General features: G+C 48.4%; 17 protein-coding genes. 10 read left to right on the top strand and 7 right to left on the bottom strand.

The features are described 5' to 3' along the window. Nucleotides 1-107: 107 nt before the first annotated feature. From MJZ26_09935 to MJZ26_09915, 5 genes are all read left to right on the top strand, one after another. Nucleotides 108-965, top strand: a complete 858-nt coding sequence (locus MJZ26_09935; GenBank protein ID MCQ2106100.1) for a hypothetical protein — start codon at nucleotides 108-110, stop codon at nucleotides 963-965. Nucleotides 966-1,050: 85 nt separating this feature from the next. Then, complete coding sequence (locus MJZ26_09930; GenBank protein ID MCQ2106099.1) at nucleotides 1,051-5,082, top strand: C25 family cysteine peptidase; 4,032 nt, start codon at nucleotides 1,051-1,053, stop codon at nucleotides 5,080-5,082. 2 nt (nucleotides 5,083-5,084) lie between these two features. Then, nucleotides 5,085-5,993 carry a hypothetical protein gene (locus MJZ26_09925; protein MCQ2106098.1) on the top strand — a complete coding sequence of 303 codons (909 nt, stop codon included), beginning with the start codon at nucleotides 5,085-5,087 and terminating at the stop codon, nucleotides 5,991-5,993. Between the two features lie 325 nt (nucleotides 5,994-6,318). Next, on the top strand, nucleotides 6,319-6,660 hold the full coding sequence (locus MJZ26_09920; GenBank protein ID MCQ2106097.1) for a P-II family nitrogen regulator: 342 nt from the start codon (nucleotides 6,319-6,321) through the stop codon (nucleotides 6,658-6,660). 15 nt (nucleotides 6,661-6,675) lie between these two features. Further along, nucleotides 6,676-8,085, top strand: coding sequence for an ammonium transporter (locus tag MJZ26_09915; protein MCQ2106096.1), 1,410 nt, complete (start codon nucleotides 6,676-6,678; stop codon nucleotides 8,083-8,085). A 148-nt stretch (nucleotides 8,086-8,233) separates the two neighbouring features. Here the strand turns inward: MJZ26_09915 and MJZ26_09910 are convergent, their stop codons facing one another. The 3 genes from MJZ26_09910 to MJZ26_09900 are packed head-to-tail and all read right to left on the bottom strand — an operon-like array spanning nucleotide 8,234 to nucleotide 11,353. Further along, on the bottom strand, nucleotides 8,234-9,508 hold the full coding sequence (locus MJZ26_09910) for a hypothetical protein (protein MCQ2106095.1): 1,275 nt from the start codon (nucleotides 9,506-9,508) through the stop codon (nucleotides 8,234-8,236). Between the two features lie 36 nt (nucleotides 9,509-9,544). Further along, the gene (locus tag MJZ26_09905) at nucleotides 9,545-10,528 is read right to left on the bottom strand and encodes a hypothetical protein (protein MCQ2106094.1); all 984 of its coding nucleotides are present in this window, start codon (nucleotides 10,526-10,528) and stop codon (nucleotides 9,545-9,547) included. A 9-nt stretch (nucleotides 10,529-10,537) separates the two neighbouring features. Beyond that, the gene (locus MJZ26_09900; GenBank protein MCQ2106093.1) at nucleotides 10,538-11,353 is read right to left on the bottom strand and encodes a TIGR02147 family protein; all 816 of its coding nucleotides are present in this window, start codon (nucleotides 11,351-11,353) and stop codon (nucleotides 10,538-10,540) included. A 232-nt stretch (nucleotides 11,354-11,585) separates the two neighbouring features. Here MJZ26_09900 and MJZ26_09895 point away from each other — a divergent pair, with 232 nt between their 5' ends. After that, nucleotides 11,586-12,671 carry a hypothetical protein gene (locus MJZ26_09895; protein ID MCQ2106092.1) on the top strand — a complete coding sequence of 362 codons (1,086 nt, stop codon included), beginning with the start codon at nucleotides 11,586-11,588 and terminating at the stop codon, nucleotides 12,669-12,671. A 63-nt stretch (nucleotides 12,672-12,734) separates the two neighbouring features. Here the strand turns inward: MJZ26_09895 and MJZ26_09890 are convergent, their stop codons facing one another. Both MJZ26_09890 and MJZ26_09885 read right to left on the bottom strand, forming a co-directional pair. Then, entirely contained in the window at nucleotides 12,735-13,229 is a 495-nt protein-coding gene (locus tag MJZ26_09890; protein MCQ2106091.1) for a hypothetical protein, read from the bottom strand. Nucleotides 13,230-13,282: 53 nt separating this feature from the next. Continuing rightward, nucleotides 13,283-13,690, bottom strand: a complete 408-nt coding sequence (locus tag MJZ26_09885; protein ID MCQ2106090.1) for a DMT family transporter — start codon at nucleotides 13,688-13,690, stop codon at nucleotides 13,283-13,285. A gap of 140 nt (nucleotides 13,691-13,830) precedes the next feature. Here MJZ26_09885 and MJZ26_09880 point away from each other — a divergent pair, with 140 nt between their 5' ends. Both MJZ26_09880 and MJZ26_09875 read left to right on the top strand, forming a co-directional pair. Further along, nucleotides 13,831-14,451 (top strand): xanthine phosphoribosyltransferase, encoded by a 621-nt coding sequence (locus tag MJZ26_09880; GenBank protein ID MCQ2106089.1) that lies wholly within the window; start codon nucleotides 13,831-13,833, stop codon nucleotides 14,449-14,451. An 82-nt stretch (nucleotides 14,452-14,533) separates the two neighbouring features. Next, on the top strand, nucleotides 14,534-15,865 hold the full coding sequence (locus MJZ26_09875) for a purine permease (GenBank protein ID MCQ2106088.1): 1,332 nt from the start codon (nucleotides 14,534-14,536) through the stop codon (nucleotides 15,863-15,865). A 114-nt stretch (nucleotides 15,866-15,979) separates the two neighbouring features. Here the strand turns inward: MJZ26_09875 and MJZ26_09870 are convergent, their stop codons facing one another. Then, complete coding sequence (locus tag MJZ26_09870; protein ID MCQ2106087.1) at nucleotides 15,980-16,549, bottom strand: 6-carboxytetrahydropterin synthase; 570 nt, start codon at nucleotides 16,547-16,549, stop codon at nucleotides 15,980-15,982. A 544-nt stretch (nucleotides 16,550-17,093) separates the two neighbouring features. Here MJZ26_09870 and MJZ26_09865 point away from each other — a divergent pair. Next, nucleotides 17,094-19,232 carry a hypothetical protein gene (locus tag MJZ26_09865; protein MCQ2106086.1) on the top strand — a complete coding sequence of 713 codons (2,139 nt, stop codon included), beginning with the start codon at nucleotides 17,094-17,096 and terminating at the stop codon, nucleotides 19,230-19,232. A gap of 52 nt (nucleotides 19,233-19,284) precedes the next feature. Here MJZ26_09865 and MJZ26_09860 read toward each other — a convergent pair whose 3' ends face one another. Beyond that, on the bottom strand, nucleotides 19,285-19,662 hold the full coding sequence (locus tag MJZ26_09860; GenBank protein ID MCQ2106085.1) for a hypothetical protein: 378 nt from the start codon (nucleotides 19,660-19,662) through the stop codon (nucleotides 19,285-19,287). Nucleotides 19,663-19,702: 40 nt separating this feature from the next. On the opposite strand from MJZ26_09860, the gene MJZ26_09855 reads away from it, so the two are divergent. Next, nucleotides 19,703-20,407 (top strand): hypothetical protein, encoded by a 705-nt coding sequence (locus MJZ26_09855; protein MCQ2106084.1) that lies wholly within the window; start codon nucleotides 19,703-19,705, stop codon nucleotides 20,405-20,407. Nucleotides 20,408-20,505 lie beyond the last annotated feature (98 nt).

The raw sequence follows: 20,505 nt of genomic DNA, 5'->3' as shown, positions 1-20,505 counted from the left end.
GGTGAAGAATGAAAGATGAAGGATGAAGAATGAAGGATTCGTAATTCATAATTCATAATTCATGATTCGTACCTCGAACCTGGAGCCTCGCGCCTCGAACCTCCAAAATGAAAAATATTTTTGTTTATTTGTTGTTCTTGCTTGTGGCGGTAAGCTTTGCTTTCGCCGCTCCGGAAAAGGCTCGCATTGTAGGTGCCGTTGATTCCAAGGCCCCTTTTTCGGGCGATAGACTTTTTGCCGTGCTGGATTCTGTAGGCGGCACAGGAACCTGGATGGAATGGGATGTAAATGGGGAAAAGGATCCGTCCCTCATGTCTGTACTGGACCCGATGCTGAAGGCAGATAACAAGCCGGAAATGGTCTGGGTTATTGTGGAAAGGGAAAAGCCCTTGGCTGCGGTTCTTCTGCAGAAGGGCCGAGGCGAAGTGATCGCCTTTTACGAACTGGGCAAGCTGGATGCAAAACCGGCCGCCTTGTCTATCAATTCAGTGCTGACTCCGAATGTTGTCTTTAGGGATTACGAACAGGTTTCCCAAACTGAATTTGTCCATCGAGATAAGCGTAACTTGACTGTAAAGGTTACTGACCACGAGATTCGTTTTACATATAAAATAACGGGCGAGGAGCCTCTTCATTTGGATCCTGAATACAAGACCAAGACCTTTGTAGAGAAAAACGCCATTCTCCGTGATTTTGAGGACTATTTCAAGTACGAGTATTCCTTGATGCTGAGGGCCTTTGTGCAGTCTACCCGTGGCATTTTCAGCTGGCAGCCCTGGCATTGGTATATGAGTGAATGGAATTCCAGGTTCATGATGAAAAAGGATGAACTGGAGGCCATTCTTATGCGAGGTTTTGCACCTGAATACTTCACCTTGTTCAAGACGAAAACTGTAAAAGGCGAAACGGTGGAATTTAGGACCAATGGAAGCGGCTATTGCGAGCTTCTGATTACTCGTCCGTAAGCACATTTGCTATTTTGGCAATGTGATTTTTTGCGAAAAAAAGAATTTGTTACTTGGTCTGCTTCTTGGCGGACTGTTTTGTGCGATGCCTGCTTTTGCCTCGAAGGTTATCGAGGATTCTAGAAGCAAGTTCGTATTTCAAGATGTTGTCGTAGATGCGTCGGTGCATGGCTGCGAAGAGGGAACTCCGGGAAGCCGGTTCTTGCCGGAAGGGGCTCACTATGAGGATGAAAACGAAGTCCCCTTCAGATATTATCGCGTCGCCCTGCCGTCCAGTAGTGCGCCACAGGTTTCCGTTGTCGATGAAAAGCTGGTTTCTTTGGGAAAGCCGTTCTGCAAGGATGCACCCCTGAAGTTTCTGCCGGTGGTTGCGTCTACTCCGGAACTTAAGGATGGCCTCTGGTTTACCGATATACGAGTACCTCTTTACGTAAGGAATGGTGTGTCGGTTTCTCTTCGTAAGCAGTTCAAACTGCAGGTTCATTTCAACGGTCAGCCCTCGGGCGTGAATCCCGGCAAGCGTGCCGTCGGTCGTGCGCTGAATCCGGCGGGTGCATCCCGCTTTGGCGTAAACCAGTCCGCGCTTCGCAAGAGCCTGCGTAAGGCCGCCGCCAACGAGACCAAGGACGTGACATTCCTGGCCCGCTTCATCGTGGGCGACAAGAACATGGCCACCTTTAGCGAAGACGGTCTCTACGCAGTGGATTTCAAGACTATCCGTAACGCCATGATGCTGATGCAGCGTCACGAGGAACTGGATGGCATTCCTGTGGATAAGATTTGCCTTTATGGCGCTTCCCCGGATACATTGGCTGATATGGCTCCTGGCGAGGCCGCCCGCAATCCAAACCACCTTTTTGAAATTCCTATCGAGATCAGGGACCATTCTCCCTACAGTCCGCAGGCCGATGGCGTATTCGATGATGGAGACACCCTGATATTCTTCGGTTACGGTTCCAGCTTCTGGAAACGCTGCGATCAAGAAGACTCCACTTTTGAAAATGGCAAGATGGATTATTTCCATTCTTACTCTCCCTATTCCTCTTACCAGCACTTTAATTTCGGTTGGAAGAGCGTGGGGAAGGGGCTCCGCTACACGCAGCCCTTGAAATCTGCTTCTGGTTCCGGGCATGACGTTGAGTGGATGCGCTATGTTCGCGCCGAAAAGGACGCCATCCTGAGAGACACCTACTACGGTAAGGAACTGGATTGGGAATCTGCTACGGGTAAGGAATGGTTCTGGCTGTGGCATGCCCGCACGGATACAACCTATGCCTACCCGTCGGTGTTGAATACTCCTGAAACAGAAAACCTGCCGGGCTTTGTTGAAGGCGGTCGCCAGCATCTTGCTATAACCTTCCATCCCCATCGTTCTGTCTGGGCGGGCCAGGCTGTAAATCCTGATGACCAGATTGTAGACTTGAAATTCTCGGGCTACAGCTACAAGGAACGAATGGCCGGAATTCGATTCCTCTTTGACAGCAACCACAATCACGTGACAGACTTCCAGGCAGCTCTTCTCCCTGGAGGAAATTTCAGGATGGACAATCCTGGCCTGATGGCCAAGGATAATCAGTATACCTTGGTAATGCTGCCCAACGAAAGACAGTTCGACCGTTTCGACGGCTATACTGTAGCCTACCAGTGGACCCCTCAGGTGGATTCATCGGAATGGCTTCTGCCTGGTGCTGTTTCTGGTGTTATCAATGTCCCGGTGCCCTCCAATTCCCTGGTGATGAAATTCGTGAACAGCGTCCCGGTTGGAATTCTGGATGCTGCCGGAGGTGTTGCCAAGGATAGCGTTCGCCTGTCTGATGATGTCCGTTATCTTGCGGTCAAGAAGAACTCCTATCGCAGTGGACTCAAGGTGGAGGCCGAGCCTCTTGCTGTTGATGGCCTGCTACGTGATATAACCAGCCCCAGCTCGAAGCTGGAATACCTGATTATTGCTCCTGCTGAATTTGCGGATGCCGCGGTTGCCCTTGCCGATTTCAGATCTGGCGGTACAGCGGTTTCTTCAATCCCGACTTCAGTTGTAGCTGTGGAAGACATCTACAGGCACTATACTGGCGGCCGCATGTCTCCTGTGGCTATTCGTAATTACCTTGCCTATGTACGTTCTGTCTGCCCCAACTTCAAGTACGCTTTGCTGGCTGGTGCGGGACATTATGACTACAGGGCTTTCAACAGCAAGCTGGGTAAGAACTACATTCCGCCTTTTGAGAAGGAAGACAATGTTACGGAAGATTTCTTCATGGCTTTGGACTCTGGAGAATCCGTACGTTACGGTGTGTATGATTTGGACATTGCCCTTGGACGCTTGCCCGTTGCTTCCAACGTGGAATTCGCAAACTATATCCAGAAGGCTAAGGACTACGAGAAACTTGGCGAGATGGACTATTCTGACTGGCGATCCAATCTTTTGCTTGCTGCCGACGACGCGTACAATAGTGGCTTTGTAGATGGTGCCGGCCATACGGAATACCAGGAGAGGCTGGCCGCGGCTATTGACAGCATGGCTGCCTTGACGGGCTTGCGCTGGCGAATGAAGAAGGTTTACCTTCTGGATTACCAGGAAGATGCTGCAGGACAGAAGAAGGAAGCTGCAACGGACTTACTGAACATCATGGGGCAGGGAGCCCTGTTTACCACTTATTACGGCCATGGTTCCATGACGGACTGGGCTAGCGAAGGCCTGCTGAAGCCTAGCTATCTTTCGAACTTGTCCAACAGGGGCCGAAATACCATTCTTGGCTCCTTCTCCTGTACGGTTGCTCGTTTCGACGAAGGCTCCAAGCGTTCCCTGTCTGAGGAATTCCTTGTGGCAGAAGGGGTGGGCTCCATCGCTTCCATTGGCGCTGTCCGTGAAACCTTTGCCAAGTACAATAACGACTTGGCCACAGCCTTCATGAAGAATGCACTTTTTGATAACGGCTCCTTTATTGGTGATGCGTTGGTAAAGGCTAAGGGCAAGTGGACATCGTCCTTTACCAGGGAAAGGTATAATGGCGAACAGTATGTTCTTCTTGGTGAACCTGTAATCCAAATGCCGAAATCCGATTTGAAGGTAACCTTGGATCAGAAACTTGATACTTTGAAGGCTTTGGATAAGATGACCTTGTCTGGCTCCATTGAAGGAATGCAGGATGGTCGAATCAATCTCATGCTTACAGAAGGCCGCACATCCAAGCCTGTGAATCTGGTTTCTGTGGACCGTGACGTAGATGTGTTCTACGAGGGTTCCCTGATCTACTCCGAAGAAATTCCGGTGAAGAATGGCCGTTTCAATACTGAATTCGTAACGCCTCGCAAGATTTCCTTTGGTGATACAGCTGCTGAATTTTCTGCCTGGGCGTTTTCATCCAGGAACGCTTCCGTGGGGCGTGTTTGGGAAAACGGCTTGATTGTTTCCGGTGTTTCTGCCTATGCGGATTCCATTAAGGATACCGTACCGCCGTCAATCCAGATTCAATCTTGCTACGGTGGCGGTGTTGCAGCATCCTTTAGCGACGGGGAACTGGTCAAGTTACAGTCTCCGGCTTGCTTGCAGGTTATTGTCGAGGATTCCACGGCTCTAGACTATAGAGAACAGGCTGACGAAGGAATCTCCTTTGAAGTGGACGGAATGCAGGAGCCTTTCCATCCCTGGCCTTTCATTGAACAGACATCAAAACGCGCTAAGGTCCGTATGACATTCTCGGCGGACGCCTATCCGGCGGGCCGCTACGTGTTCCGAGTTCGCGCATCCGATGTCCTTGGAAACGCTTGGGTCAAGGTGGTCAACGTGGAAATATCCGATGATATGGAAGCGGGGCTTTCCGACGTATTCAATGTTCCCAATCCCATGGGCAAGAAGGGAACGACCTTCTATTTCAAGAATCTTGCAGTAGACAGACCTTCTAAGGTTGATATCTTCATTTATAACCAGAATGGTCGTCTTGTTCGTGTGTTGAAGAATGCTGAATCCGGTGTGACCCACTGGAATGGTCACGACAACCATGGACGTTTGTTGGCTAACGGCTTGTACCACTATGTGGTTAAAATGGAAGTCCCTGCCGTTGAAAACTTTGGCAAGAAGACATTTAGTAAAAAACAGAAACTTTTGATTTCGAGGTAGTTATGGATTTAAGAGAAAAGCCGGGCAAGATCCAGAAGGTCTTGGAAATTTTACTCCGCATTAGACTGATTTCCATCGTGGTGATGGTGGTTGCTGCGGTGTCTTTTTTGGCTACGAACTGGCAGGGTGTTGCATCTCTTCCCATAGGTGCTTCCGAAGCCCTGGGAATGTGGATGGCAGAAATTGACGGTGCTGCAGGCGCATGGGCTAGTGCCCAGTTCCTGACCGTTGCAGGAATCGCCGCTGTGGTGCTTTTTGCAGTCTTCGGTGGCCTGCGTAGCGGAATTGCGGCTGTGGTTTCCTTTGCGTTGGCTTTCGGTGGCCTTTACATCCTTGGCGGAAACGAAAGCATGCCGGTAACCTTGTTCGGTGCCTTGGCTGTAATTTCCATGGTGGCTATTATCCTGGTGAAGCTTAGCTTTGCCTGTGGCCTTTTCCCCTTCGTTATTTCCTGGCTGTTTTTCACCGGATTGATGGCTGCAATGCCCTCGGCGTTGGAACCATCCTGGCTTGTATGGGCAGTTCTTTCGGCCTTGGGCTTTGCCGGAGCCATGGCCCTCTCTGTTTCTGCTGGCAAGTTGCTGGGTGAGGGCATGCCCCAGGCCGGTGCGTTGGTCAAGTCTGCCAAGCGCATGGTTGTTCCGGTAATGGCTGCTTCCCTGCTGGCGGTTTGCGCCATCGCCTTTGATATGGGTGGTGCGGCTCAGGGCGCCGTCGAAGGTGCTGCTGCTGGCAAGTCTTCCTCCGTCTGGGGAGCCATCTTGTACTTCTTTGTGTTTAATATATGGTTCTTTGCCCTGATGCTTCCCGTAATGTCCTTTGCTCCTTGGGAACGTCTTCGCTCCGGTTCCCGCCGTGTAGAAATGAAGGACAAGAAGAAGAAGGGTACCGCCAAGGGTAAGAAGAAGTAGTTTTACAAAAAATGAAGCTTGTACAAAACTTATCTTATTGCAACTTGGAATAATAAGGGCTGGTTTGTAGAGGATTTTTCTTACAAGAACTTTACGACTTACAAAAATTGTAATTCTAATAGAAATTCTGATTCATAAATTGTAAAGAACAGATTCCTGTAAAGGAGTCCGTTTTTTGTTTTGTGAGGCTTGCTCTAAAATGAAAAATGCAGAATTTTGAAAAAATAAGGCGTTTTTCTGTTTGTCACGTGGGGTCTGAAAAAATTGGCACGGTCTTTGCGTATAGAGTGCGAAAACAAAAATAAACCCTAACAAGGACAAAATCATGAAGCTCATTACAGCTTACATTCAACCCGAAAGGCTTAACAGCGTAAAGCAGTCGCTTTACGAAGCCGAAATCTTCAAAATGTCTGTGACCAACGTTCTCGGCTGCGGTCAGCAGAAGGGACACACTCAGGTTTATCGTGGTGTGGAAACTGAAGTAAACCTGTTGAAGAAGATTTGCATCCGTATCGCAGTGAACGACGAATTCGTAAAGCCCTGCATCGATGCAATCATTGCTGGCGCCCGCTCCGGTAACATCGGTGATGGCAAGATCTTCGTGACTAACCTTGAACAATGTATCCGTATCCGCACTGGTGAAACTGGTCCGGAAGCTATTGGCTAATAAGGAGGTATAAAAATGGCTGATACACTTTCTACTATCGTCGATACCGCCGCTGCCGTAGCTGACACCGTTTCCGCTGCCGCCGCCGCTGTTACTGAAACTGTTGCTGAAGCTGCCGCACCGGTTGTTGCCGCTGTCGAAGCTGCTCCTGCTGCCGCTGCTGAAGCCGCTCCCACCGTGGGCGAAGCAATCTTCATGACCGAAAATATCTGGATCATGATTTCTGCAATGCTGGTGTTCATCATGGGCCTTGGCTTTGCCTGCGTTGAATCCGGTCTTTGTCGCGCAAAGAGCGCATCCAACATCTGCTTTAAGAACGTGGCTGTTCCCGCTATCGGTATTTCCGTGTACGCACTCCTGGGCTTCGGCCTGATGTACCCGGGTGAATTCAACGGTTGGCTCGGTTTCGCCGGCTTCGGCATTGGCGACTGGATGAACCCCGCAAACTTCACTGCCGCCTACAACGGTCACTTCTCCCTGTTCACCGACTGGCTGTTCCAGGCTATGTTTGCCGCTACTGCTGCAACCATCGTCTCCGGTGCTGTTGCTGAACGTATCAAGCTTTCCTCCTTCCTGGTCTTCACCCTGTTCTACGTAGCCTTCGTATATCCCATCGTTGGCTCCTGGGTATGGGGCGGTGGCTGGCTCTCCAACTTCTCCGCTTTCGGTGCTGAAGGCTTCCACGACCTGGCTGGCTCTGAACTGGTTCACTCCGTGGGTGGCTGGGGCGCACTCGCTGGCGTGCTGATTCTCGGACCCCGTATCGGTAAGTACGTAAACGGCAAGGCTCACGCTATTCCGGCTCACAACGTTCCGCTTGCAACCATCGGTGTGTTCATCCTCTGGTTCGGCTGGTGGGGATTCAACGGCGGTTCCGCTCTCTCTGGCAACCCCTTCGATACTTCTCTCATCCTCGTGACCACTAACCTCGCTGCTGTCGCTGGCATCATCACTGCAACCGCAACTTCCTGGATTATCGCAAAGAAGCCCGATGCTACCATGGCTCTCAACGGATGCTTGGCTGGCCTCGTAGCTATCACTGCTCCGGCTGATACCGTTAGCCCGCTCAGCGCCTGGATCATTGGTGCAATCGGTGGTGTGATCGTAGTGCTCGCTGTGTACATGTTCGAAAAGCTCCGCTTGGACGACCCGGTTGGTGCTCTCTCCGTTCACCTTGTAAACGGTATCTGGGGTACTCTCGCTGTAGGTATCTTCGACTACACTGGCCGCTTCAACATCGCAACTCAGGCTCTCGGTGTGGTTGCCTACGCAATCCCCTGCTTCCTGGCCGCTTGCCTCATCTTCATCGTCATCAAGAAGACTATGGGCCTGCGTGTTAGCGAGAAGGAAGAACTCCGCGGTCTCGACCTGAGCGAACACGGTCAAGAATCCTACGGTGGCTTCCAGATCTTCAGCAACACCTAATTTAAAAGCCATAATAAAAACGGCCTCGCACCAAATGGTGCGGGGCTGTTGTTGTTTTCAGAAACAGCTTCGGCTCGGCCATGCAAGAAAATCATAAAGCTTTTCTTGCGCGTCTCTCGCCTTGTGCTGTTTTAAGGAGAGAAGAAGATTAATAAGGTTGTATAGGATTTTCGATGGGGTAGGTGACGTCATTGAAAATGACGTATTTTGCTGTGCGTAAATAGTCGGAATCAACAGGGAAATAGTGGTCGCTGACGCATACGCATTTTGAAACGACGGCTGGAGAGCAGGTTTCGTCAAATTGTTTGTAAGTGGGAGCTATTAAGATGCAACCGTTTTCGTCGCAGCCTTCGTTTCCGGTGGAATTGAAGTGTGCTTCGTGTTCCTTGCATTCCTTGTCGTATCTGATGTACAGTATTTCGCCAACCAATTCCCTAACGAGACCTACATCAATACTGCAGTAGTCGCTGACGTCGGGGATCATGATTTCATGATTACCTTCATCATCTGTGATGATTTTTGCCTTGGGGGATTCTGTGGCGGCCTCTTTTGCTAAAGCGGAACGAACTATGAAATCTTCAGCCTTGCATTCGCCCATCCTGATTTGATTGGGATGCCTGCGATCTTGATCGTCAAAGTCGATAGGCGGAACTGCGCTAGGATTGATATCTATGGGTTCGCCCTTACAAATGTTAACGACCGCACTTCCATATTTTTTCCAGTTGGGATCGGCGTAGTAAATTGAGTTTGGGAAATCAGGGTTTACGGTAGGCTCGATTGAGCAGAGGTGGGTCCCGTTTTCCTCTAGAGAATTGGTTCCGCCTTCGATTTCGCAGTCGGTTTCAAAAGCAGCGATAATCTGCTCGTTACTCGTCGTGAGTTGTTTCTTGATGAAATGACCTGTTGTATCAAACATCTGGAATTCGTAAGGAACGGAAATCTCGTATCGGATAAGATCAACGGAATCGCTTTCGCAGCGAACAGTATTTGTTTCGCCTAACCAGAGATGAATGAGGTCTCCTTTTAACAAGGAATACCTTGATTGGCCGCAGGGCTCCATTCTTTCAAAATCATCTGGAGTAAGGAAACAGTCTATTTCTACAGCGTTGTCTACTCGATCGCTTTTTAAGACGGATTCTATGAATTCTTTTTTGTAAGCTTCGGCTTGCTCTACGCTAACAGTATCAGGACGAGTTAGGCATTGGTCCGATTCGTCTGGAATTTCTGTGCTTGGAACGTTTTGCGGAAGATTGTCCTGGTTGCTTGCATCTGGGTTGACTACTGATGAATCCTTTGCTGTTGAGTCGGTGGTTATCTGTGCTCGAGATGCTTCCGGAGCGGTAGAATTGGAATCCGCTTCAGAGCAGGCAAATATTGCCAGTGTAGATGCTCCACAAAGCAGAGCCTTGATTGTCTTTTTCATGGTTACCTCCATAATCCTTTGGAAAAAATTTATTTGCTAGTAGGCAATTGCCTGAATTGGACCTGTTGTGCAGAAGTTGATGATTTTCTCGGCATATTCAGGCCATGCACTGTCAACGTAGGAAAGATTGACGTTATGGTCGAGGTCTCCATTTTCAAGAACTGAGGCATAGATTATTTCTTCTTCGCACTGGGTTGTCGTGTAGCTTGGAATATCGCCAGTGCTAATTACGGTCTTGTATAATTGTTGTGTACTTTTACACTGGCTAGCGAATTCACGGATGTCGGTGCTGTCGTTGGATGTGAATTCCCTGTCGGCAATTTTACCACCATAGTAGGCTACATCATAGTAGAGGCGTTCTCCGTTGTATCTGTCGCAGTGGATGGATTGTGTGTTGTTGTCGCTTTTGTAACTTAGTGCACCTTGGGATGTGTAGAATTGTATTGAAATCGGGTTTTCTTCTGGAGCGCCGACAATTTCCGTTCCGAGAGTGTCTGTCTTCATTATTATGCAGAGAAGACTGTCAATTACGCCGGTGGAAACGGAAATATTTGTGTCTGGAACATCTATAATCGGGTCAGTGATGGTTGGCTCGTCATCGACTGTTCCTTTACTGCCGGGGTCATCTGCTGCCGATGAATCAAATGGTGTTTCGCTGGGTTGGATGATTACGGGGGCTCCTGTAGAAACGGTGTCGATGATGATGTCGCCCTTGTGTGTTGAACTTACGTAGATAGTGTCTCTGTTGACGATGATGACGTTGAACTGTTCCGTGATTATAGGAATAATGGTGCTGCTGGAAGAACTGTATGGCTGATCAATACTAGAGGAACTGGATGAAACTTCGGAAGTGTCCCTGGGAACGACTGTGGAGCAAGTGTCGATGGATGTTGGGTTGTCTGCAACATTGTTGGTCTGCTCGTCGGTGCCTGCAACATCTGTAGAGCAGGCACTGTAAAGGAGTGCTGCGACAAAAGCGAAGTACGTTGCAATCTGTGTATGGATCTTTGAACTCTTCATATAACTCTCCTAAACCTTTTCTGTCAGCGGGAACAGCTGTAGATTTAAACGGTATACCCGGTCGATGCTTTTGCATTCATTTGCCAAGGTGATAATGCGCTTGCGGCAAATGTCTACCTCCTCCATAATGCGCGTGAGCGTTTCGGCGTCAACCCCCATTGTAACACCGGAAATATTTCGCTCACTCACATCGACCTTGTCTAGGGATTCCTTTGCCAGGTCGGCCATCTCACGATGCATGCTCCTTACGGCTAAAGGAATTGCCTCGCTGGAACTGGTGAGAGCCTTGTCTGTTTGTTGGTAGGCGTTTTCTCCAGATTCCTGCAGTAGACCTAATTTGGTCAACAACGACAACGCGTCTCTAACTTGTTGGGCCGAGTAGTCATGCTTAATCTTTTTTGCAATCTCATTAGGTAATGCGCCGGGCATAAGGGGGGCTAATTCGCGGACGATTGAATTTACAGAGGATTCGTAGTAGACGAAGGTGTCTGCCTCCAAAACGCGGACCTTATGCTCTTTGGCAATGCGGTTCATTTCTGCAAAGATTGCCTTTTTCTTTTCATCGTCCTTAACGTTACCGAATTCCACCAGCAGTTCGAAATAATCGTACTCGAACCCGGTTAATCCCAAGGCGTTTGCGACGCGGGGGAGGCCGACGCGACTCAAGGAGCTTTTACCATCGCAAACCAGCTTGAGGTAGGATGGGGATGAAAAGCCGGCGATCTTTGAAAACTCGCGCCAGGTAAAGGCGGACTTCTTCTTGCGTTCTTCGTAGAAGTCCTGCATGTAGCGGCGGTAATCCTGATATTCGATAATCGGTTTCATTGGTAGATTCTCGTTTTCTTCAGTTATAATATAAGCATTTTTTTGCGATAATCAAATTGAGATGATACAAAATTGCTAAAAATTTAAAAAATTTGAGTTTTTTAGTATGTTGTGGAAAATGAAGTTTATCTAAATGAAACAAAATGTCTTGTAAATGAAACAAAACGAGATTATATTGTTGTCAGAGAACTTGGCCGGATTCACGGTCAAAATATGGTTAGGAGACCCATTTATGAATAAGAATTCATTAGCTCATTTTGCAGCATTGGTTACTGCTGCTTTAGTTGCCGCATGTTCTTCTGATAATTCCGTTTCGTTGGAGGACGCTGATTTGGTGGTGTCGGATTATGGTCAGGTGAAAATGGGGGCCTGTTTGGCTGGCCTGGGGGATGAAATCGTTCTGTATAAGACGGTGTCTTTTGACACCACCGCTCCGGCTGTGATTTATCCTAATAATGGAAGTTACGAAATCATGTTGCCCGCCGTTATGGACTATTGCGCCGTTTACGCTCCCGTAATTACAAAAATGGCAGGCGATACACTGGTGATTTCCTATGATTTTTCGAAAGACTTTGCTGCGACGAATTGCTCCTGCGTTAGCGATCATTATTTTGACGTGGATGAACGTTTTATCGGTGCGAAGTTTGCAAAGTTTGAAAATCAAGTGTTTGAAGTACGTTTTATTGAGAATCCGAAGGTTCTTGATACAATCTCCGACGAAACAGTTGCTGAGGAACGTCAGCCTATGCAGACTTTTCCGGAGAATGTGATCTCAGTGAATGTAATCACGGTGGATTTAGTGGATACCGCTGAGACTTATCTTTATTTTGATGTTCGTCCTTCAGTAACAGGTCCCACGCCGGACTTTAGTGATCTGGTTGAAATCAAGGAACCTTTAACGTATGCTGATACCGTTGAACTTAATGGTCTCGTATGGACAAATTTTAATTTGGATGTACAGGTCTCCTTGACTGATTCTGCTCATCTTAAGCGCTGGTGCTACAATGACGACTCCACCTATTGCGAAAAGTATGGCCGCCTTTATACTCTTGAAGAAGCGTTGCAAGTTTGTCGCAACGGTTGGCATTTGCCGACTTCTGATGAATGGAAGGAGTCTGTCGGCTACGGCTATGATGCCTATGTCAAGTTCTCAGCAAAAGGCTGGGGGCGGGAATATTGGACTTCTACAAGGAATGTACTGAATAATGATTGTGCCACAAGTGTTGAATTTGGCGACAGTTCTGCAGGTGTTGCTTATGTCTGTGAAGATGATGAAAATAGAAGACTGTCTGTTCGCTGTGTAAAGGACTACGAATAGCAGCTTGATAATTAAGGCGTGAGAATCCCCAAAACTTGTTTGGACTTTCGTGGGGTTAAGAATTTATTTAGAGGGGAATTTTGCGATGCCCGCTTTCCATGCTTCCAGGGCTTCGTTGGAGGTGTCTACGCCCCAGTCGGCTTCGTAGCTCTTGCTTTGGCTAAAGATGACGAGACCCTTGATTTTCGGGAATTCCGTGGGCAGGACTTCGAACATGTTTTTGAACCATTCGGCCTTGCTGCCGCCGTGTTCGGTGCAAGAAAATTCTGCCAGGAACATGGGCTTGTCGTAAGCGGAAAGTGCGTCGTAGGCGGGCTTGAAAACTTCGGAGAAGGACTGCCAATGGGACCAGCTCTGTGCGGTTCCCCAGTTGTAGCCGTCTATGGATGTGTAGTCCACATAGTCGTCGCCGGGGTAGGATCCGGTGAGGGTGGCACCAGCGCTGCTGCCGGCGTTGGTTGTCCAGATCCACTTGACGTTGGTTGCGCCTTGGGCGCGGAATCGGTCTTTTGATCGTTTGTCGTTTTGGTGGAACTGCAGCAGTTTATGGTGATGCAAATTGCCACTGCTAAAATAGACTTGAAAAAAAGAAGCTTCATAGTAGATTCATTTTACTTTAGATTGATAAGGCCAAAGCCTGCCAGGCAAACTAGAATGCCTACCACTTTGTTCCAGGTGATGGCTTCGTTATAAAGGCCGTAACCCACGAAAATCAGTATGATAGCGAGAATGGTGGCCTGCACAATCTGTGCGATGCTTACGGGCCAGCCCGCCTTATAGGCAAAGATGAAACCGACTTCAAGCCCTACCACAATAAGCCCAAGAACAATGGGTGCCCAATTTAGTTGCCTAAATTCAGCAAGCAAGCTGCCGGATTTTCCAAGGATGAAATAAAGAACGAGGGATGCAATTGCGCCGACGGTGTAGGTGATGGCGAGAGCTGCAAAGGGGTTCATTCCCTTGGACACAGACTTGGCACAAATCTGATAGATTACGTTGCAGGAAATGATTAGGGCCATGGGCCAAATGTATGCGAACATGGCTGGGAATATAGAAAAGGATTTGTTTTATAAATGGTTTAAAAGCATTTTAAAAAAATGAAATGAGTCGCTTTTGTGGAATTTACTAGTTTTTCGTGGCATAACAATGGAAGGCTACTATGAACTTTCTTGAAGAAAAGATTCTCCGTGACGGCGTCATTAAGGAAGGCAACATCCTTAAGGTGGACAGCTTTTTGAATCATCAGATCGACGTAGATATTATGCGCCAGATGGCCTACGAATTCCAGCGCCGCTATCGTGATGTGGAAATCAACAAGATTCTGACTATTGAAGCCAGCGGCATCGCCATCGCCACACTGCTGGGACATCTTTACGACGTGCCCGTGGTTTTTGCGAAGAAGAGCCAGACCGCCAACAGCACCGACGACAAGTACGTGGCTCAGGCCTACTCCTTTACCCATAAGAAGATGAACAACGTGTTCATTTCAAAGCCTTACATGAAGGCTACCGACAAGGTTCTCATTGTGGATGACTTTTTGGCAGATGGCGCCGCAGCACACGCCTTGATTGACTTGGTTCATCAGGCTGGCGGCTCTGTGGCAGGCCTCGGCATCGCCATCGAGAAGGGACAGCAGAAGGGGGGCCGCACCCTGCGTGAAGAAGGCTACCGCGTGGAATCCATTGCCATCGTTGAATCTATGGATTGGCAAACCCAGACCATCAAGTTTAGGGAGCAGCCGGAACTGCCATTGAAAAACACGAATTTGAAACTGGGGTAAATGCTAGATCCTCGCTTTCGCGAGGATGACGATAAGTACGTCATTCTGAGCGAAGCGAAGAATTCAGTTCTAAGGAATCATTATGAACAATTCATCGGAAAATATTTATCAGTTGGACGGCCGCGTGCCGGTGCTGAAGGCTTTGCCCTTCGGCCTGCAGCATGTGCTGGCCATGTTCGTTGCAAACATCACCCCCATCATGATTCTTGCCGGGGTTGTAAATCTGGATAAGGGGCTGACTGCGGCCCTCGTTCAGAACTGTATGATTATCGCCGGCATCGGCACCCTGGTACAGCTTTTCCCCATCTGGAAAATCGGTTCCAGGTTGCCCATCGTCATGGGCATCAGCTTTACCTTCCTTTCCGTTTCCATCGGCATTGCTACCACCCAGGGCATGGGCACCCTCATGGGCGCCGTGATTGTGGGCGGCATTGTGGAAGGTTTGCTTGGCCTTTGCGCAAAATACTGGCTGAAGCTTATTCCGCATATCGTGGCAGCGACTGTGGTAACGGCTATCGGTTTTTCGTTGTTACCTATCGGCGCAAATTCCTTCGCCGGCGGCCAGGGTTCTGCGGACTTCGGCGCAACACACAACTGGATTGTCGGAAGCGTCACCCTGCTTACCTGCCTGCTTACGCAGGTTTTCGCCAAGGGTTTCCTTCGCTCCCTTTCCGTGCTGGTGGGCCTCGTGGTCGGTTACGTTCTCGCTCTTTGCATGGGCATGGTGGACTTCTCCGGGCTTTCTAACTGCAGCATCGTGGCGCTCCCCAAGATTTTGCCCTTCACTCCGGAATTCCACATCGGACCTATTCTTTCTGTGGTGGCCATCTTCCTGGTTTCTGCAACGGAAACTGTAGGCGATTCCAGCGCTCTCGTAAATGGAGCCCTCAAGCGTCAAATTCACAAATCCGAAATGGGCGGCGCCATCAGTTGCGACGGTTTCGTCAGCACCATCTCCGGTATCTTTGGTTGCACCCCTATCACCTCCTTCAGCCAGAACGTGGGCCTTGCTTCACTTTCCGGCGTGGTAAACCGCTTTACCATCGCCACTGGCGCCATCGTTATGCTCTTGGGCGGCATCTTCCCGCCCATCGGCACATTGCTTACCACCATCCCGCAGGCAGTGCTTGGCGGCTGCACCATCATGATGTTCGGCTCCATTTTGTTTGCAGGTTTTGGCATGATGGCCAAGAGCGGATTTTGCCAGCGCAACATGGTCATCGTGAGCCTCTCCCTCAGCGTGGGCCTTGGCTTTACCCAGGCCGCCGGCATGTTCAAGGAATTCCCGCAAATTTTCCAGACTATCTTCGCAGAAAACTGCGTGGCTGTAGTGTTCCTGCTGGCCGTGATTCTGAACCTGGTTTTGCCCAAGGAAAAAGACGCAGCCAACTCTACCGAAGAAAAGAAAAATTAAGTCATTGAAATCTTGCTCGCTGCACAGGGCGAGAAAATGATTTGGTAAAGGTAAAGGACCTGAGAAATATTCTCAAGCCCTTTTCTGTTTTGCGTCGAGTGGGCGAATCGCGAATTATGCTTTTTCCTTATATCCGCACTTGGGACAAACGCCGTTTTCGTCCAAGGCGATTCCGCAGAGGGGACAGCGCTTGACTGTGCTCGTGACAGGGAATTCCTGGGAGGCGGCGTTCACTCCGCTGGTGAATGTAATCTTTGCGATGTTCAACTTCATTTTCAGAAGGTCGTAGACAATCTTGATCATGCCTTCCACCGTCATGGTCTCCTTCGTCACCACCAGGCGGCAATCCGGGTAAGCCGTGGCCAGCGCCGTCTTGAACGCAGGCCCCTTCATCTTGTTTTGCGGATGTCCGTTCCTGATGCCCTGCTTTTCATAGACATCGAGAATCGCGGGGAGCAGCGGGTCATCTTCACGCAGAATGAGGGCGTGGTCGAAATTCCGCAGAATGTCCCAGGCCGTCTTCTGGATTTCGTTGCAGGGGAACACCATGTTCACTCCCGCATTGATGGAATCCTCCACCTCAATGGTCAGGATACCCGTATGCCCGTGAAGATACTGCGCCTCTCCCTTGAAACCGTAGAAACGGTGGGCGTACTGCAGGCTGAACGTTGTGTAACTTCTCATATTTCCTCCTTGTTCGCATGGCGAACGCTGATGGTTATACCTGCAGTATATCAAACAGAGAGGGGGGAGGACAAGGGGAAAATTTTGTGGTTGCTCTCGACTTTTGGGCGTTCCCCCGGCTCCATCCCTCGCTTGTCATCCCCGCCTCCGAGCGGGGATCTCACCGCCGCCGGGGTCGGGCTGTCGCGTTATCGGCTCGCTCCGCTCCCCGTCCGTTCAGCCTCGCGCTCCAGGCAACTGCACAAGTCAAGGGTCGCGCGAGTTCGATTGACCCAGAGCCGAGTGCAGTGACTATGCTTGCATAGTCATTGCCGAGGCGAAAAGTCAAGGAGCGAAGCTCCCACCGTGGCCGGCTTCCATCCCTAACGCGAATGCAGGATGCAAAATGTTCTATATGTCTCAGGGTGAGGCGTATGGGAAATTTCAAGGCTGCGTTTCTGCAAAAACGACGATTACTTGCATTCTATTTAATAAAGTTTACATTCGGGGGGGGTAAAGGCGTTATAGGAATCTAAATTTATGGGGGAAAATGTTTGGAGTTTTTGTGAAAACGATTAAGAAAATTGGCTTGGTGAGCGCAGTCGCTTTTGCGCTGTTCGCATTTAATGCCTGCGATGGGACTGGATCCAGTAATGGACCTGATGAGTCGAGTGCTTTGAGTAGCTCGGAAGGTTTGATTGCTTCATCTTCCAGTAAAGCAAATTCCTATGTCAGTACCGTGACTAAGTGTCCCGAAGTTACATCTAGATCGCAGTTCTTGAACCCAAACATTAACTATGGAGAATTGGTTGACGAACGCGATGGCCGAGTGTACAAGACCGTCAAGATTGGCAGGCAGACCTGGATGGCGGAAAATTTGAATTACGCGCAAAGTGGTTCACGCTGTGCCGACGAAAAAGATGAAAATTGTGAAATTTACGGAAGATTGTATCGTGTCTGGAATACAATTTGCCCTGAAGGTTGGCATATTCCGTCTCTTGGAGAACTGAAAGAGTTACTCTATGCGTCGGGAAAAAACGACCAAATAGATGGCATTATGCTAAAATCCCGATTTGGCTGGTTAGAAGGCCATAACGGCATAGATACTCTGGGATTTTCTCTTGCACCAGTTTCTAGTCGGAATTGTATTCAGGCAAATCTACTTGCAAGTGGTGAGTATATGTATAACGGCACTTCTGATAATGTCGTTACTATTGGTCGCACAAATCAATACTACACCTATGCAAGTTCCCTTGATCATGGGATGAGCGATAATCAAGTCCGCTGTGTAAAAGATGAAGATGATGGTGAAAGTGGACCTAAAGTGGATCCCAAAGTTTATCCATTTTGGAGTGGAGAAACCAAGGAGGACTTCTTTAATCCAGATGTAGAGTATGATGTACTCACTGATGAACGAGATGGTCAAACATATAGAACCGTAAAAATCGGTGACCAGACTTGGATGGCAGAAAATTTGAACTATGCCTATGTCGCGGATACCCTTTATGAAAAAGACAGGGCATGCCTGTCGATTTCAAATATTTATGACCTTCAGGCAGAACCCGTTCGGACTTGTGATGTTTTTGGACGCCTGTATTCATACGGAGCAGCAATGGATTCTGCAGCTGTTTTCGGTGATGACGGAAAGGGCTGTTCCACAGGTAGCTGCACCCCGAATGAACAGGTTCGAGGTATATGTCCTGAAGGTTGGCGTCTGCCCAGTAACGAAGATTGGAATACTTTGTTTAATACTGCAGGCGGGGCGAGTGTTGCCGGTAAAAAATTGAAGTCCAGGATTGGATGGAATTTCAACGGCAACGGCACCGATGATTACGGCTTTTCAGTGACTCCGTCTGGTACAGATTCTAAGGTTTTGCATTATCATACAGCCTTCTGGGCTTCAAATTCTAAAGCCGAGGGATGGTATTTCAGTTTTAGTAACGATGGCGTGTATTCCGGGACAACAAGAATGATGCACATCCGTTGCTTAAAAGGCTACACTCATGTTGAAGATGTCAGCAAATACATACCCGGTGTTGATACGGCAACCGTGGTACACGGAACATTTACTGATGAAAGAGATGGCCAGGTTTATAAAACCGTAAAAATTGCGGATCAGACCTGGATGGCCGAAAATTTAAGTTACAATTACCAAGTCGGCGACACATTGTCAATGTTCGGTTCTATCGGATATAAGGATATTTCCGACACGGGGAATATTTACGGGCGTTATTATACATGGCCAGCAGCCGTTGATTCTGCTGCAATCTTCAGCGATGGTGGAAGCGGTTGTGGATTTTTTCATACATGCGATTTGCCGGAAAAGGTTCGCGGGGTTTGTCCGGCGGGATGGCATTTGCCAAGCTTAAACGAATGGAAAACACTGTTCTCTGCCTTAAAGTGTTATGCACCTGAAAAGACGCGTTGCGGCCTTTTATTGAAGTCAAAAAGCGACTGGTCGTTTAATGGAAATGGATTTGATTATTACGGTTTTACGATTCTACCGGCAAATCTTGCTGAATGGAACAATAACGTTCTCCGTGAAATTCGTTCTTATGGAATGGGTGCTTATTTTTGGACATCTACTCAAGGTGGCGATGGGGGGGGGGCTTTTGGAATAAGTTTTGGCTCGATAGGTCAAAATGTTGACATGTCGGTTATTCGTAAAACTAATGGATTGTCCATTCGTTGTGTTCAGGACTAAAGCAAGTGTCGTGACTAGCCCTTTTTTTCAAAATCCCCGCGCATAACCACATTTAACAGAGTTTTAATATGAACATTTTCAAAAAAATTACAATCACCAGCGCGGTCGCTTTTGCGCTGTTCGCCTTTAACGCCTGCGGCGACGACTCCAACTCCACCAGCGCATCTGGTGAAAACAGCACACTGAGTTCCGCTGTTGAGGACGATGAATCATCCTCTTCTGTCATTCCCGATCCCGATCGGGAATCTAGCAGTTCCTCCCGAATGTCATCCTCGGCCACGACCGAGAATCTAGACAAGTCTTCTTCTTCCTCCGTTGTCATTCTGGGTTCTTCATCCAGTGTCATCCTGAGCGGAGGCAGCGCCGGAGTCGAAGGATCCAGCAGCAGCTCAGCTAAGTCCAGTTCGTCGGTGAACTCGTCATCAAGCAATAAGCAAAGTAGTAGTTCTGTAGGATCGTCTAGTTCTTCTGTGAAGCGTTCTTCGTCATCAGTCGCTTCGAGTAGTAGCTTCGTAAAACAGGACTATACTAGTCCAAATCTTTCGTATGGTGTATTTGAATATGAACAACGCAAATACAAGTATTTGACTGTGACAGGAAAAGATACTAATAATAAAGCGGCAACAATCGATGTTATGGCGGAAAACTTGAATGTTGGTATAATGATTGATGGTTCTGAGAATCAATCTGACAACTCTAAAGTTGAACGCTATTGCTATGACAATGATACCACAAAATGTGCAAATTACGGTGGACTTTACCAATGGGCAGAAATGATGGGCTTCAACGATAGTTGTAATACCAAGAGTTGTGCTCACTTGATTCAAGAAAACCACCAAGGAATTTGCCCAGATGGTTGGCGTTTGCTTACATACAATGATTTTTATATTGTAGTTCACGCAGATGGAAATGATGCGGGCGTGAAAGGTGTAAGGTCGACCCCTTTTGGGGGGCTTAACTATACAGGGTATAGTTTAATTGCCGCTGGATATAATTGGGCGTATGAGTTCTCGGATGTTAACGATTATACGTATTGGTTTTATCCTGAAGAATCAAAGAATTATGCCGAAGAAGGTGCTGTTGCCGGATCACAGGGGAAATCATCTACGGGAAATTCTCGATCCGATCAATATAAGACATATGGTTTTTCTGTACGGTGTGTAATGAATGAATAATTCAATCGGAGCCTAGACAGAGACTGCTTTGCGTTATACAACCATTGAGGTCGATATGTCTAAAAAAATCAGCAAGGAAAATTTGCTCGTGATGACTG

The sequence above is a fragment of the Fibrobacter sp. genome (assembly GCA_024398965.1).
Classification (GTDB): Bacteria; Fibrobacterota; Fibrobacteria; order Fibrobacterales; family Fibrobacteraceae; genus Fibrobacter.
Note: the sequence above shows the minus strand (reverse complement) of the source record. Positions and strands in the feature narration are given on the sequence as shown.

Coding starts and splice junctions, on each gene's coding strand:
- MJZ26_09935 (MCQ2106100.1), top strand. CDS start 108: ATGAAAAATATTTTTGTTTATTTGTTGTTCTTGCTTGTGGCGGTAAGC.
- MJZ26_09875 (MCQ2106088.1), top strand. CDS start 14,534: ATGAACAATTCATCGGAAAATATTTATCAGTTGGACGGCCGCGTGCCG.
- MJZ26_09895 (MCQ2106092.1), top strand. CDS start 11,586: ATGAATAAGAATTCATTAGCTCATTTTGCAGCATTGGTTACTGCTGCT.
- MJZ26_09885 (MCQ2106090.1), bottom strand. CDS start 13,690: ATGGCCCTAATCATTTCCTGCAACGTAATCTATCAGATTTGTGCCAAG.
- MJZ26_09905 (MCQ2106094.1), bottom strand. CDS start 10,528: ATGAAGAGTTCAAAGATCCATACACAGATTGCAACGTACTTCGCTTTT.
- MJZ26_09900 (MCQ2106093.1), bottom strand. CDS start 11,353: ATGAAACCGATTATCGAATATCAGGATTACCGCCGCTACATGCAGGAC.
- MJZ26_09930 (MCQ2106099.1), top strand. CDS start 1,051: ATGCCTGCTTTTGCCTCGAAGGTTATCGAGGATTCTAGAAGCAAGTTC.
- MJZ26_09925 (MCQ2106098.1), top strand. CDS start 5,085: ATGGATTTAAGAGAAAAGCCGGGCAAGATCCAGAAGGTCTTGGAAATT.
- MJZ26_09915 (MCQ2106096.1), top strand. CDS start 6,676: ATGGCTGATACACTTTCTACTATCGTCGATACCGCCGCTGCCGTAGCT.
- MJZ26_09870 (MCQ2106087.1), bottom strand. CDS start 16,549: ATGAGAAGTTACACAACGTTCAGCCTGCAGTACGCCCACCGTTTCTAC.
- MJZ26_09880 (MCQ2106089.1), top strand. CDS start 13,831: ATGAACTTTCTTGAAGAAAAGATTCTCCGTGACGGCGTCATTAAGGAA.
- MJZ26_09910 (MCQ2106095.1), bottom strand. CDS start 9,508: ATGAAAAAGACAATCAAGGCTCTGCTTTGTGGAGCATCTACACTGGCA.
- MJZ26_09920 (MCQ2106097.1), top strand. CDS start 6,319: ATGAAGCTCATTACAGCTTACATTCAACCCGAAAGGCTTAACAGCGTA.